Below are 14918 nucleotides of genomic sequence, written 5' to 3' on the forward strand. Positions count from 1 at the left end.
TTACAAGAGGTTTAGCTGGTCAAGCGTTTCATCGCTTCACTCGCCGCTTTCCACTCATGAGACAATTTGAGATCGCTTAAAGAAAACGACTGTTTTTTGAGTAGTGCATCCGCCAATGGCACGGTTGAAACAGGCAAGTTATCCAACACTTCAACTTGTGCTTCACGCTTATTACACATCAATAGCATATCGCAACCGGCTTTCATGGCTTGAGCCCCACGCTCGGCTGGGCTGCCCATGATCGCTGCGCCTTCCATCGTCAAATCATCGGAGAAAATTAAGCCTTTAAAACCAAGCTGTTGACGTAAAACGTGTTTCAACCAGTATTCAGAACCACTTGCGGGCTGAGAATCGTAGTTCGGGAAAATCACATGAGCAGGCATCATGGCATCTAAAATACCGGCATCAATTTGCGCTTTGAAGATAGCCATGTCTTGTTCAAAAATGTCGCTGCGCTCGTCGTATGGCGTTTCTAAATGTGAGTCAGCAATCACACCACCATGACCTGGGAAGTGTTTTCCGGTCGTCGCCATTCCTACGCTCTTCATACCCTGCATATAAGCGGTGCTATAACGAAGGATGGTATCGGCATCTTCACCAAATGAACGGTTACCGATCGCTTTGCATTGATGACCTTTGTCGAGCACGGGTGCAAAGCTTAAATCGATGTCGTGAGCAATCAACTCGGCTGCCATTAGCCAACCGCCCATACGTGCTAGCTCTTCGCCATTGTGATGTTTGGCGTATTCGTCGGCGGCAGGGATTAACGAGAAACCTTCACGAAAGCGTTGTACTCGCCCGCCCTCTTGATCCACACCAATCAGGAATGGGCGTTTCACAGCTTTGCGAATAGATTGAGTAAGTGCTTGAAGCTGTTCACTATCATGATAGTTACGAGTAAATAGGATCAAGCCACCAACCGTAGGATGTTCCAGAATTTCTTTGTCTTCTGCGGTCAGTTCATAACCCGCAACGTCAACCCATAACGGTCCCATTTTTTCTCCTCAAAATCGGCTGAATATCTCGTATTCGATGAGGTTATTCGCTTCAGATTTGCTTTACAATAAGTGAATGAAGAATTGACGAGATCGGCTATGAAATTTAACGAACTGTACATTGGTGTGATGTCTGGAACCAGTATGGACGGCGTTGATACCGCTCTGGTTGAGATTACAGATAATCACGTTCGCTTAATTGCGCACGACGACTATCCAATGCCAGCGGCGATGAAAGAAATGCTGTTATCGGTGTGTACCGGTCAAGCGACAAACTTAAAAGCCATCGGTGAACTTGACCACCAGCTCGGCCACCTATTTGCAGATGCCGTGCTGCAGCTACTCAATAAGTCTGGTTACGTCGCAGAACAAATTCGTGCGATTGGTAATCACGGTCAGACAGTGTTCCATCAGCCTACCGGAGACTTGCCGTTTACCACTCAATTGGGCGATGCCAACATTATCGCGGTCAAAACAGACATTGATACGGTAGCGGATTTTCGTCGTAAAGACATGGCGCTGGGTGGACAAGGTGCTCCACTGGTTCCCGCTTTTCACAAAAGCATCTTTGCCATGCAAGATTCCACAACGGTCGTGCTAAACATCGGCGGCATTGCCAACATTTCGGTTTTGCATCCGCAGCAACCCGTGCACGGCTACGATACAGGGCCGGGCAATATGTTGATGGACGCATGGTGTGAGCGACATACGGGTCACGGTTTCGACAAAGACGCGCAACTTGCCCTGCGAGGCAGCGTCAACGAAGCATTGCTGGCTCATTTACTTAAAGAGCCTTATCTCGCAATGTCAGCCCCGAAGAGTACCGGACGTGAACTGTTCAACATGGATTGGCTACATCACCAGTTAGCCAATTACGATGTATCCGTCGAAGACGTCCAACGCACCTTGTGCGAATACACCGCGATCACTATTGCGCATGACGTAACAAAGTTCACGTATGGCGAGACTCCTCAGCTGTTGGTTTGCGGCGGCGGTGCACGCAACCCACTTTTGATGCAACGTTTAGCGGAACTTCTCCCCCAATGGCATGTGACAACCACTACCGATAAAGGCGTTGATGGCGACTACATGGAAGCAATGGCGTTTGCTTGGCTTGCGCAGCGCCATATTCATGGCCTCCCTAGCAATTTACCGGAAGTCACAGGGGCAAGTCGCCTCGCTTCACTTGGTGTGCTCTATTCAAAAAATTAAGGGCAATAGACCCTAAACAAAAAGGCTTAATTCATTATGACGAACGATGCACTTATCGCAGCTTTATCCCATTTGGTCTCTGAAGGGCGAAATCCAGATACCATGGACATCGACTTGCTGCCTTCTCTCGATATTGTTCAGCGCATCAACCAACAGGACAAACTCGTTCCGCTTGCCGTTGAAAAAGTGCTGCCTGAAATTGCTCAAGCGGTCGATAAGATCACCGACGCCTTTAAAGTGGGTGGACGCTTAATTTATATGGGTGCAGGCACGAGCGGCCGTTTAGGTATACTGGATGCCTCGGAATGCCCACCAACGTTTGGCGTATCGGACAAAATGGTGATCGGCCTTATCGCTGGTGGCCCAGAAGCGATACTAAAAGCCAAAGAAGGTGCAGAGGATTCACCTCAACTTGGTGAGCAAGATTTAAAGGATATCGACTTCAGCAGCAATGATGTACTGGTAGGAATAGCAGCCAGTGGTCGTACACCTTATGTGATTGGCGGTTTGGAATACGCGAATACGATTGGTGCAACTACCGTTGCGTTGTCGTGCAATCCGGATTCTCCTATCGCAGATATTGCTGATATCGCAATAAGTCCCGTTGTTGGCCCTGAAGCCTTGACGGGGTCCACTCGCTTAAAATCAGGCACCGCGCAAAAGTTGGTGCTCAACATGCTCACTACAGCAAGTATGATCCGTTTAGGTAAGAGCTACCAAAACTTGATGGTGGACGTGAAAGCGACCAACAACAAATTGGTCGCGCGTGCTGCTCGCATTGTTATGCAGGCGACGGAGTGCACTAAAGAAGAGGCAACCGAGGTACTTAAGCAGACCAATTATGAGGTGAAACTGGCGATCTTAATGATCTTGACCGATCTTGATATCGAGTCCGCACGTCAGCACCTTCATCATCAAGACGGCTTCTTGCGTAAAGCGGTAGAAAGCCACAAAGCAAACTGACCTAATGTAAGAAGGTTGGACAGTAAAAGGTGGCTCATGGGCCACCTTATCTTTTTGACGGAGCTGATACATCAAGCATCAATCCTCGTCATACAACCACTCATCAAATTCGCGATTTAACTCGTTATTCACCTTACGCTTGAGCTGGTCTGGATCAGTGGCATTTTTAACGCGTTCCACTTTATTCGTGTACTGGCTTGTCGCCTCGTTTACTTCCCGTTTCATTTTGTTTTGCACGTAAGTACCGTTGGTGAGATCTTCAATATCCCGCTTGGTATTATTGAGCGTATTCGTAATCTGATGCTTGTTATGGTCGTATTTGCGTTTCGCTTTGATCGTATCTTTCAGCATATTGCTGGCACTTGCGGTTAGCGGCAGTAATACTAACGCAACTAAAAAGTACTTTTTCATATTTCAATATCACTTATTACTCAATCTCAATGAGCCAAGTAGACCAAAGCGATCCGATAGAATTGTCAGAAGTTCAACAAGCCAAACTATCGTCTTGATTATGAAACAGAATGAGTCTTGGCGTTAATTGCTGTATTTATTAATTACTGTATTCGTTCCAGCCTCGTTGCCATTCCATACGGAATTTTTGCGCTTGCTCAGTGCCCTCACAGACACCCTCATAATATTGGCCAGATAGACCCATTTGATAAGCAAAGTCTGGATTGCAATATTCAGCGACACCTTCCAAATAGCCACGGTCATAATCACCAGGGTTAGCAGTGCCCAACGTTTTCAGCTCTTTTACACTACGAGAAGTGTGCCCTGCGATGCCATCTTGATAACCAATCTGATACCAATCACCCGATTTGGCGAGATCTTCCGTGGTTGCAGCACACCCAGCCAATAATACCAGCGCCAACCCCAACGTCGCTTTTTTCATAACTCTTCCTTAACTGATTGTTTTCAAAACAAGCTTATCACTAATTCTCAGAATCTGCCGCTCAACACTCAGATTTCGCCGCTCACGCAACCGCAAAACCACTTAATGATGAAACGCGCCACTCACGAGCATCACAAACCACTCAATCGGTATATCGACCACTCGCTACTCTATTCGACCACTCATCTACTAAGCGAATGCATTTAACACAAGTGCCGCATAACATGCACCCTGAGATTAAAAAATTACCCTACCCAACCAAGGACAATTGCTATGATGTGGTTTCTAACTTGTGTCGCTGCCCTCATCGGCGGATACTTCATCTACGGCGCTTTCGTTGAGAAAATTTTCGGCATCAATGAGAAACGCCAAACCCCTGCACACACCAAAACGGATGGTGTTGACTTTGTTCCAATGTCAACAAAGAAGGTTTACCTAGTTCAGCTACTTAACATCGCTGGTGTAGGTCCTATCTTTGGCCCAATCATGGGTGCACTTTACGGCCCAGCCGCAATGCTTTGGATTGTTGTAGGTTGTATCTTTGCAGGTGCCGTACACGATTACTTCTCAGGTATGCTTTCAGTGCGTAACGGCGGTGCATCAGTGCCAACGATTACTGGTCGCTACCTAGGTAATGGCGCAAAACACTTTATGAATATCTTTGCCATTGTCCTGTTGCTTCTTGTTGGTGTGGTATTCGTATCAGCGCCAGCGGGCATGATCACAAACCTAATCAATGATCAAACCAGCCTAAACGTAAGCATGACAACAATGGTGGTGGTTATTTTTGCTTACTACATCATCGCGACAATCGTTCCAGTAGATAAGATCATCGGTCGTTTCTACCCTCTATTTGGCGCACTACTTATCTTCATGTCGGTTGGTCTAATGACTGCGGTTGCTCTATCTAGCGAGCACACAGTGATGGGTGATTTCCAAGTAACAGACATGTTCTCTAACCTAAATCCAAATGACATGCCTTTATGGCCTGCGCTGTTCATCACTATCGCTTGTGGTGCAATCTCTGGCTTCCACGCAACTCAGTCGCCACTAATGGCGCGTTGTATGGAAAACGAGAAAAACGGTCGCTTCGTATTCTACGGGGCAATGATTGGTGAAGGTGTTATCGCTCTAATTTGGTGTGCTATCGCCCTATCATTCTTCGGCTCTCTAGAAGCGCTTTCTGAAGCAGTGAAAAACGGTGGTCCTGGTAACGTGGTATACAGCGCGTCATTTGGTCTACTAGGTGTATTCGGCGGTATCATTGCTTTCCTAGGTGTGGTTATCCTACCAATCACATCAGGTGACACAGCATTCCGTTCAAGCCGTCTAATCCTTGCTGAATACTTCAACATGGAACAGAAAACACTACGTAACCGTCTACTAATGGCTGTGCCGCTATTCGTTATCGGTGGTGTGTTGACTCAAGTAGACTTTGGCATCATCTGGCGTTACTTCGGCTTCGCAAACCAAACAACAGCAGTAATGATGTTGTGGACTGCGTCAGCTTACCTACTGCGTCACAACAAACTGCACTGGATTACAACTATCCCTGCAATGTTCATGACTACAGTGTGTGTAACTTTCATTCTGAACAACAGCTCACTAGGTTTCGGCCTACCAATGCAAGTGTCGACTATCGCGGGTGTCATCTTCTCCCTAGTCGTTACAGGTTACGTTATCAAAACCTCTAAAGGTAAAGGCGAATCTGAACTGGCGGATGAAGAGAAACCACAAGCAGTAACAGAAACTGCGTAAGCCAACCTCATATTGACTGGTTAAGACAAGGAGCCTGCCGTTTGCAGGCTCTTTTTGTTTTATACCTAAATGACTTTAAAGGCCGATAAAACCTTGAGGTTGTTTAGGTATACAATAACAACATTAATTTCAGGTTAGGTTCGCTATGGAACTGGTTATCTCTCTCTTGCAGCAAATGTGTGTTTACTTAGTCTTGGCTTACATGCTGAGTAAAACACCCATCATCTTACCGCTACTGAGTATTTCGTCTCGCCTTAGCCATCGTTTGATTTGCTACGTGCTCTTTTCTGGTTTTTGTATCCTCGGGACGTACTTTGGCCTGCACATCAATGATGCGATCGCCAACACGCGTGCCATCGGCGCTGTCATGGGCGGGTTGTTTGGCGGGCCAGTAGTCGGTTTTGCTGTCGGCTTAACCGGCGGGATTCATCGTTATTCCCTTGGTGGCTTTACCGACCTAGCCTGTGCTATTTCAACCACTGCTGAAGGCGTGATTGGTGGCTTGTTACATGTCTACCTTATCAAACGCAACAAGGGCGCATTGCTGTTCAACCCAAGCGTGGTGTTCAGCGTGACATTTGTTGCCGAAGTTGTGCAGATGATTTTGTTGTTGGCGGTAGCCAAACCCTTCGACCAAGCCTACGAACTGGTGTCAGCGATTGCCGCTCCGATGATCATTGCCAACTCGTTCGGTGCCGCACTTTTCATGAGCATCCTACAAGATAGAAAAACCATTTTTGAAAAGTACTCCGCTACCTTTTCACGCCGTGCGCTTACCATCGCCGATCGATCCGTAGGCATTTTGAGCAACGGTTTTAACACCGAGAATGCAGAAAAAATCGCTCGTATCATTTACGAAGAAACCAAGGTTGGCGCAGTTGCAATTACTGACCAAGAGAAGATTTTGGCGTTTGTCGGTATTGGCGATGACCACCATAGACCGAATACGCCTATTTCATCGCAAAGCACATTAGATTCGATGGAGAAAAACGACATCATCTACCTTGATGGTACAGAACGTCCGTATCAGTGTTCTTTGGCGAAAGATTGCAAACTCGGTTCGGCGTTGATCATTCCATTGCGTGCGGGTAAAGCGGTCATCGGAACAATCAAACTCTATGAACCTAAGCGTAAGCTGTTCTCAACCGCCAACATGTCAATGGCAGAAGGGATAGCTCAGTTGCTCTCCAGCCAAATTTTGTATGGCGATTATCAGCAACAACAAGCGCTGTTAGCGCAGGCAGAAATCAAACTGCTGCACGCGCAGGTAAACCCTCACTTTTTGTTTAACGCGCTCAATACCATCAGTGCGATTACGCGCCGCGATCCAGATAAAGCCCGCGAATTAATTCAAAATTTATCGCACTTTTTCCGCAGCAACTTAAAGCAGAACATCAATACAGTGACACTGAAAGAAGAGCTTGCACACGTCAATTCTTACCTCAGTATCGAAAAAGCACGCTTCACGGATCGCTTGGAAGTAGAAATAGATATCGATCCAAAATTGCTCGATATCAAGCTGCCAAGTTTTACACTTCAACCCTTGGTGGAAAATGCCATCAAACACGGCATCTCCAATATGCTTGAAGGTGGAAAAGTTAAAATTTACAGCGAAGTGCACCCTCAAGGACACCTGATTACGGTCGAGGACAACGCAGGCAGTTTCCAGCCACCAAAAGACAACCACTCAGGTTTAGGCTTGGAAATTGTAGACAAACGTCTCACTAATCAATTTGGGCGTGACTCAGCGCTAAAAATTGCGTGTGTGACGCATCAATTTACTAAAATGAGCTTTATCATTCCCCCGAAATCATAAACCCAATCAGCAGCAATAAAGGTAATGTTGGATGTTAACCGCACTCGTCATTGATGATGAACAGTTTGCTCGAGAAGAGCTGGCAGAGCTCTTGGATGAAACAGGTCAAGTGGAGGTGGTCGGTGATGCGTCCAATGCCATCTTGGGCCTCAAAAAAATCAACGAGCTCAAACCTGATGTGGTGTTCTTAGATATCCAAATGCCTCAAGTAACCGGGATCGAGCTGCTTGGCATGCTCGATCCTGAAACCATGCCGTATGTGGTTTTTGTTACCGCTTATGACCAATACGCAATCCAAGCTTTTGAAGATAACGCGTTTGATTATCTTCTCAAACCTGTCGACCCATGCCGCTTGAACAAAACCGTTAAGCGCCTAAACAAGGTGATCAGTCAATCAGCGTTAACTCAACAACTGTCTGCGATTACACCCGAGACTTTGGATCAAATTCCTTGTATTGGACACAATCGGATTGTGATCATGGCAACCGAGACGGTGGAATGTGCTTATAGCGATATTAGCGGTGTGCATGTACGTTCCACCAGCCAAACAGCAAGCACTCAGCTCACGTTAAAAACACTGGAAGAAAAAACGCCCTTAGTGCGTTGTCATCGCCAATATTTAGTGAGCATTAAGGCCATCAGTGAAATCAAGCTGCTGGAAAATGGTCTAGCCGAAATCATCACTAAAACAGGCTTTGAGATTCCAGTAAGCCGTCGTTACCTCAAAGTACTCAAAGAGATGCTAGGTATCAGCCATTAAGTGCCGAATATGAGCGAAACATGCGATCGCGACCTTGAGGTCGCCTTTTGAATATTCGATAAATGGATATCAGTCCACTTGCTTGATTTGCAGCTCTTTTGGTACTTCGAAGAACATGTTTTCTTCTCGACCTAAGACTTCATCGACTGAGCGAGCACCCACTAGTTCTTTGATACGCTCAAGAATCTGATTCACCAACTCTTCTGGCGCAGAAGCACCCGCTGTCACACCTACTTTTGTCTTGCCTTCAAACCACTCTGGCTTGATATCTTCAGGACAATCCGTCAAGTAACCAGGCGTGCCAAGTTTCTCAGCCAACTCTTTAAGACGAGTAGAGTTTGAAGAGTTCTTAGAACCCACAACCACCATTACATCCACATCACCAGCCAGCTCTCGCACGGCATCTTGGCGGTTTTGTGTTGCGTAACAAATATCGTCTTTACGTGGGCCTTGGATGTCAGGAAATACGCGGCGTAGCTCTTCAATCACATCAGCGGTTTCATCGACAGACAATGTGGTTTGGCTTACATAGTGCAGATCCGATGGATCTTTCACGATCGCTTTTAGTTTCTCAACGTCCGCAGGAGTTTCCACTAAGTACATGCCGCCAGTTTCGCTTGAGTACTGACCCATGGTACCTTCGACTTCTGGGTGACCAGCATGACCAATCAGAACCACTTCCATATTGCGGCGGCTTGCACGCGCAACTTCCATATGAACTTTCGTTACCAATGGGCAGGTTGCATCAAATACCGTCAGATCACGCTGTTTTGCTTCTTGGCGAACCGCTTGCGATACACCATGAGCAGAGAAAATCACGATGTTGTTGTCAGGCACTTCATGTAGCTCTTCAACGAAGATAGCGCCACGTTGTTTTAGCCCTTCAACCACAAAACGGTTATGTACCACTTCATGGCGAACATAAATCGGTGGCTGATACAGCTCTAGCGCACGCTCTACGATGCTAATCGCACGGTCAACACCAGCACAAAAACCGCGTGGGTTAGCTAATAGGATTTTCATTTCATTGCTCATGGAAATTATCTTTTATTGGGGTGGCTATTCTACTGACAAAATTTCGACTTCGAAAGTCACGTCTTGTCCCGCTAGAGGGTGATTAAAGTCTACCGTTACCGAATCGCCAGCAATCTCAGTAATGATGCCCGGAATTTCCATACCATCAGGGCCACTGAAAGCCATGATAGTACCGACTTCAACTTCCGCTTCACCAACAAATTTGGTGCGATCCATATGATGAATATGGTCTGGGTTAGGCATACCAAAAGCATCTTGCGCTTTGAGTTCAATCGCTTTGTTCTCACCAGATTGGAGCCCCACCAAGCACTGCTCGAAGTTCTCACTCAGGCTGCCGTCACCCATCACAAATTTCGCTGGTTTGCCCATATTATGAGTGCTGTCTGCCACCGAACCATCTTTCATTTTGATCGTAAAATGCAGGGTTACTATCGAATCATTCGTTATTGTTGTCACGTTACTGCTTCCTTTTTCTTGGGTCATTACGTCTATCCGCTTTGTCTTTTTATACACTGATGTGCGGATTTGCGCTCCAACATAATAAAAAGCGTCGTACGAATCAACGGACGACGCTTAGGGTTATTCGACTTTTCCAATATACATGGCCACAATTTAGGCTTTTGCTGTGTCTTTCTTGCGAAAGCCGTCCAGGATAATCATCGCCGCACCAAGACAAATCGCCATATCAGCAAGGTTAAATGCCGGCCAGTGATAATTGCCCCAGTAGAAGTCTAAGTAATCGACCACAAAACCATGGATCACGCGGTCAAATACGTTGCCAACGGCACCACCAATAATCATTGCGTAAGCAATGTTGTTCCACTTTTCTTTTGCAGGAAGCTTACTCATCCAATAAGTCAAAAGACCTGTGACTACAAACGCGATACCGGTAAACAACCAACGTTGCCAACCCGCTTGATCGCTCAAAAAGCTGAAAGCTGCGCCATAGTTGTGAACATAGAGAAGATTGAAGAAAGGCAAAATTTCAATTCGGTTTGCCCAGCCATATCCCATGTTGTTCATGACAACGTATTTAATGCCTATATCGGCCAAAAAAATCACAATCGCTAGCCACAGCCAACGTACACCTGATTGCTTTAACGTCAGTGCTTTTTCACTCATTACTTTACCTACAAACAGCCCCAGTAAATACTGGGGCTGTTAATTTTAAAAAAAGTTCAGTCGTTCTAGGCAATTACGCGAATTTACGTACTTCACCTTCGCCATCAACGTTAGATACACAGCGACCACAAATCTTCTCGTGACCCGCAATTGTGCCTACGTCTGGCGTGTGGTGCCAACAACGATCACACTTCTCAGCTTCTGTCGCTTTCACTTCAACAAACAGACCTTCGATGTCTGTTGCTTGTGCCGCGTCAGATTTCTCGCTTAAAGGCTTAACTGCTGCTGCAGACGTCAGTAGCACGAAGCGTAACTCGTCTTCTAGCTTGTTGATTTTCGCCGCTAGTGCGTCATCAGCAAATAGAGTTAGCTCAGCTTGTAGTGCACCACCGATGGTTTTCTCTGCACGCGCCGCTTCAAGAAGTTTGTTCACCGCCCCACGAACTTTCTGAATTTCAGTCCAGAATTCGTTGTTCAGCTCTTCACCTTCCGCTAGACCAAATAGACCATCGAACCACTCACCTGTGAACACGAATTTTTCGCGCTCGCCTGGCATCTCGTTCCAGATCTCATCTGCGGTGAATGACATGATTGGCGCCATCCAACGAACTAGTGCTTCTACGATGTAGTAAAGTGCAGTCTGACAGCTACGTTGAGCGTGGCCGCCCTGCTTCGCTGTGTACTGACGGTCTTTGATTACGTCTAGGTAGAATGAGCCCATCTCGATAGAACAGAACTGCATTAGACGCTGAGTTACGGCGTGGATGTTGTATTCATCGTACGCTTTGATGATCTCTTCTTGCGCAGCAAGTGCACGACCAACTGCCCAACGGTCTAGCGCCACCATTTCTTCAGCAGGAACGATGTCTGTTGCTGGGTTGAAGCCATTTAGGTTCGCTAGGAAGAAACGCGCTGTGTTACGGATACGACGATACGCATCTGCAGAACGTTTTAGGATTTCATCAGAAACCGCAACTTCACCAGTGTAGTCTGTAGAAGCAACCCATAGACGCAAAATGTCTGCACCGAGTTTGTTTGTTACGTCTTTTGGCGCAACCACGTTACCGATAGATTTAGACATCTTACGGCCGTGACCATCAACCACGAAACCGTGCGTCAGAACTTGTTTGTATGGCGCTACACCTTTCATCGCAATTGATGAAATTAGAGAAGACTGGAACCAACCACGGTGTTGGTCAGAACCTTCAAGGTATAGGTCTGCACTGTTACCGTTGTACTCTTCACGAGCATCAACAACTGAGAAGTGCGTAACACCTGAATCGAACCATACGTCTAGCGTATCGAGTACTTTTTCGTACTGCTCTGCTTCGTCGCCTAGTAGTTCAGCTGCGTCAACATCCCACCATGCTTGGATGCCTTTTTCTTCAACAAGCTTCGCTACTTTTTCAATTAGCTCTAACGTGTTTGGATGAAGTTCTGCTGTTTCTTTATGAACAAACAGAGCGATTGGCACACCCCAAGTACGTTGACGAGAGATACACCACTCAGGACGACCTTCGATCATACCTTCGATACGGCTTTGACCCCACTCAGGCATCCACTGAACACCTTTGATTGACTCTAGTGCTTTTGCACGTAGGCCAGCTTGGTCCATTGATACGAACCATTGAGGTGTTGCGCGGAAGATGATTGGAGTCTTATGACGCCAACAGTGCGGGTAGCTATGCTCGTAAGCGTGATGATGTAGTAGCGCGCCTTTTTCTTTTAGCGTTTCTACGACAGCGTCATTCGCTTTGAATACGTGCTGACCAGCAAAAAGCTCAGTGTCTGGTAGGTAAACACCGTTTGAGCCCACTGGGTTTGCCACTTCTAGGTTGTACTTTTGGCCAACCGCAAAGTCTTCCTGACCATGGCCAGGTGCCGTATGAACAACACCAGTACCTGAGTCAGTCGTCACGTGATCACCAAGGATCGCTGGAACTGTGAAATCGTAGAATGGGTGTTGGAACTGAGAAAGCTCTAGATCCGCACCTTTCGCAAAACCAAGGTTATGGAAGTGCTCGATGCCCGCGCGATCCATCACATCTTTTGCCAATTCAGCAGCAACGATAATACGCTCAGGGTTGTCACCCTCAACTTGGATTAGCACGTATTCAAGATCATCACGTAGACATACTGCGCGGTTTGCAGGCAGAGTCCAAGGAGTGGTTGTCCAGATAACGATTGAAACGTCACCCTTACCTTCGTGACCTTCCGTCAATTCAAATTTAGATAGCAGCGCAGCTTCGTCCGCTGTTTTAAAACGTACGTCGATAGATGGCGATACTTTATCTTTGTATTCCACTTCTGCTTCTGCAAGTGCAGAACCACAATCCGTACACCAGTGAACAGGTTTGAAACCTTTTAATAGGTGGCCATTACTTGCGATTTTACCAAGCGCACGAATGATGTTCGCTTCAGTTGCGAAATCCATAGTGCGGTATGGCTTATCCCACTCACCCATGATGCCAAGACGCTTGAAGCTCTCTTTCTGACCTTCAACCTGACCTGCTGCGTATTCGCGACATTTTTCGCGGAATTCCGCTGCCGTTACTTTTTGGCCTGGTTTGCCTACTTTCTTTTCTACCATCAATTCGATTGGCAGACCGTGGCAGTCCCAGCCTGGGATGTAAGGTGCGTCAAAACCTGAAAGTGTTTTGGATTTAATAATAATGTCTTTAAGAATCTTGTTTAGTGCGTGACCAATGTGAATGTCACCATTTGCGTAAGGAGGGCCATCGTGCAATACGAATGACTTTTTGCCTTTTTTAGCTTTACGGATTTCACCGTAAAGATCTTCTTTGTACCAACGCTCAAGCATTTCTGGCTCACGATTAGCCAGGTTGCCGCGCATTGGAAACCCTGTTTCAGGTAAGTTCAGGGTATCTTTATACTCACTCATCGATTCTTAATTCCGTTATATTGGGCGAAAATTAGACATTATGTCGAACGGTGGAATAAACCGTTCAACTCTTAAGCTGACGCAGCCACACCCTTGCTGCTTCAGCATCCAATTCGATTTGTTGTTTAAGTGCTTCAAACGACTCAAACTTTTGCTCATCTCGAAGTTTGTGCAAAAGTTCCACTTCTAGTTGCTTGCCATATAAATTGGCATGAAAGTCAAATAAGTGTACTTCTAACTGTTGGCGAACGCCATTTACTGTAGGTCGTTGGCCAATATTAGCCACGCCACCGACTGGCTTATCACCCAAGCCTAGCGCTTGAACAACATAGACTCCGGAAACCGGAGAAACACAACGTTTCAGTGGAATATTGGCCGTCGGGAATCCAATGGTTCTTCCTAACTTTCTTCCGTGTGAAACGCGACCGCTGATGCTGTAATCTCTTCCCAGCATCTCTTGTGCGGCATGCAAATCGTCACGAGCTAAGGCTTCGCGAATCGCGGTACTACTCACTCGTAACTGTTGTAAACAAAAGCTTTGGGTACTGACGACTTCAAAGCCGTATTTTTCCCCTGCTTCCTGCAACATAGCAAAGTTACCTAAACGGCCTTTGCCAAAGCAGAAATCATCACCAACGACAAGAAACTTAACACCCAAACGCTCGACCAACAAGTCGCGGATAAACTCTTCCGCTGTCAGGCTGGCAAAATGGCGATTAAAATTGACGCAAAGCAAACGATCGATGTCGAGCTTGCTTAATTGAACGAACTTGTCGCGCAGTCGCGTCAACCTTGCGGGCGCTTTGTCTTTGGCAAACAGCTCCATTGGCTGAGGTTCAAAGGTCATCACAACCGACGGTAACGAAAGTTTCTCCGCTTGCTCAGACACTTGCTGCAATACTTGTTGATGGCCTTTGTGTACGCCATCGAAATTGCCGATCGTCAACACACAACCATAATGGTGTGGTGCGATATTATGAATACCTCTAATCAGTTCCATTGGATACTGCGTTCTGCCTCTGTTTTTACTTTGCACTGTGTGAAACTGACGGATTATATACTAATCAACCTCAATCTGTCCCAGCTTTTAGGTCTTTTAAACGTACGCCTGTCAAAAATAGAACCGCTAGGTAAACTGCGGCGCCTAGACCAATTAACATTCCTAACATGCCGCTACGGTGAGCAAAACTCCACTCTAGCCAAACCGACATGTCTTCCAATTGCCATAAGATCGCAGCGACCATCGCAGCGCCAGCAACAACCAAACGTATAATAAAGAAGACGGTACGCTTAGTGATTTGATAGACACCTGCAATGTGCAGACCTCGGTACAACAGCGCCATGTTGACGAACGCTGACAATGCCGTAGCAATAGCCAAGCCGACATAACCGTAGAAATAGGCAAAAATTGCGTTGAACACCATGTTAGTCACCATCGCGATGATGCCGTATTTCACTGGCGT

The 14918-nt window shown here is 46.5% G+C and carries 14 protein-coding genes; 5 read left to right on the forward strand and 9 right to left on the reverse strand.

Going from position 1 to position 14918, the window contains the following annotated elements:
• Positions 1-11: 11 nt before the first annotated feature.
• Positions 12-995 carry a beta-N-acetylhexosaminidase gene (gene nagZ / locus OU793_RS21415; protein WP_005497202.1) on the reverse strand — a complete coding sequence of 328 codons (984 nt, stop codon included), beginning with the start codon at positions 993-995 and terminating at the stop codon, positions 12-14.
• Positions 996-1094: 99 nt separating this feature from the next.
• Between nagZ and OU793_RS21420 the strand changes: the two genes are divergently transcribed.
• Together OU793_RS21420 and murQ are read left to right on the forward strand one after the other, a co-directional pair.
• On the forward strand, positions 1095-2207 hold the full coding sequence (locus OU793_RS21420; RefSeq protein ID WP_029838816.1) for an anhydro-N-acetylmuramic acid kinase: 1113 nt from the start codon (positions 1095-1097) through the stop codon (positions 2205-2207).
• Positions 2208-2243: 36 nt separating this feature from the next.
• Positions 2244-3170 (forward strand): N-acetylmuramic acid 6-phosphate etherase, encoded by a 927-nt coding sequence (gene murQ / locus OU793_RS21425; protein ID WP_140103712.1) that lies wholly within the window; start codon positions 2244-2246, stop codon positions 3168-3170.
• A 78-nt stretch (positions 3171-3248) separates the two neighbouring features.
• On the opposite strand, the gene OU793_RS21430 is transcribed toward murQ, so the two are convergent.
• Together OU793_RS21430 and OU793_RS21435 are read right to left on the reverse strand one after the other, a co-directional pair.
• On the reverse strand, positions 3249-3581 hold the full coding sequence (locus OU793_RS21430) for a hypothetical protein (protein WP_021450227.1): 333 nt from the start codon (positions 3579-3581) through the stop codon (positions 3249-3251).
• A gap of 139 nt (positions 3582-3720) precedes the next feature.
• Positions 3721-4062, reverse strand: coding sequence for a DUF2799 domain-containing protein (locus OU793_RS21435; RefSeq protein ID WP_005460271.1), 342 nt, complete (start codon positions 4060-4062; stop codon positions 3721-3723).
• A gap of 273 nt (positions 4063-4335) precedes the next feature.
• Here OU793_RS21435 and OU793_RS21440 point away from each other — a divergent pair, with 273 nt between their 5' ends.
• The 3 genes from OU793_RS21440 (at position 4336) to btsR (ending at position 8396) form a co-directional block, all read left to right on the forward strand.
• Positions 4336-5820, forward strand: a complete 1485-nt coding sequence (locus OU793_RS21440; RefSeq protein WP_005477897.1) for a carbon starvation protein A — start codon at positions 4336-4338, stop codon at positions 5818-5820.
• A 145-nt stretch (positions 5821-5965) separates the two neighbouring features.
• A complete protein-coding gene (locus OU793_RS21445) occupies positions 5966-7636 on the forward strand; it encodes a sensor histidine kinase (RefSeq protein WP_020840109.1) in 1671 nt (556 codons plus the stop codon).
• Positions 7637-7667: 31 nt separating this feature from the next.
• On the forward strand, positions 7668-8396 hold the full coding sequence (gene btsR / locus OU793_RS21450; protein WP_024702562.1) for a two-component system response regulator BtsR: 729 nt from the start codon (positions 7668-7670) through the stop codon (positions 8394-8396).
• 69 nt (positions 8397-8465) lie between these two features.
• On the opposite strand, the gene ispH is transcribed toward btsR, so the two are convergent.
• The 6 genes from ispH to OU793_RS21480 form a co-directional block, all read right to left on the reverse strand.
• Positions 8466-9431, reverse strand: coding sequence for a 4-hydroxy-3-methylbut-2-enyl diphosphate reductase (gene ispH / locus OU793_RS21455; protein WP_005460282.1), 966 nt, complete (start codon positions 9429-9431; stop codon positions 8466-8468).
• Between the two features lie 24 nt (positions 9432-9455).
• Positions 9456-9887, reverse strand: a complete 432-nt coding sequence (fkpB, locus tag OU793_RS21460; RefSeq protein WP_005497184.1) for an FKBP-type peptidyl-prolyl cis-trans isomerase — start codon at positions 9885-9887, stop codon at positions 9456-9458.
• 156 nt (positions 9888-10043) lie between these two features.
• A complete protein-coding gene (gene lspA / locus OU793_RS21465) occupies positions 10044-10553 on the reverse strand; it encodes a signal peptidase II (RefSeq protein WP_005460289.1) in 510 nt (169 codons plus the stop codon).
• 73 nt (positions 10554-10626) lie between these two features.
• Positions 10627-13455, reverse strand: a complete 2829-nt coding sequence (ileS, locus tag OU793_RS21470; protein ID WP_005488293.1) for an isoleucine--tRNA ligase — start codon at positions 13453-13455, stop codon at positions 10627-10629.
• A 64-nt stretch (positions 13456-13519) separates the two neighbouring features.
• Positions 13520-14455, reverse strand: coding sequence for a bifunctional riboflavin kinase/FAD synthetase (gene ribF / locus OU793_RS21475; RefSeq protein WP_005477935.1), 936 nt, complete (start codon positions 14453-14455; stop codon positions 13520-13522).
• 70 nt (positions 14456-14525) lie between these two features.
• The coding region (locus OU793_RS21480) for a polysaccharide biosynthesis C-terminal domain-containing protein (RefSeq protein WP_274647831.1) at positions 14526-14918 on the reverse strand (393 nt) is incomplete at its 5' end.

It is taken from the genome of Vibrio sp. VP6 (genome assembly GCF_028823755.1).
Lineage (GTDB): Bacteria > Pseudomonadota > Gammaproteobacteria > Enterobacterales > Vibrionaceae > Vibrio > Vibrio parahaemolyticus.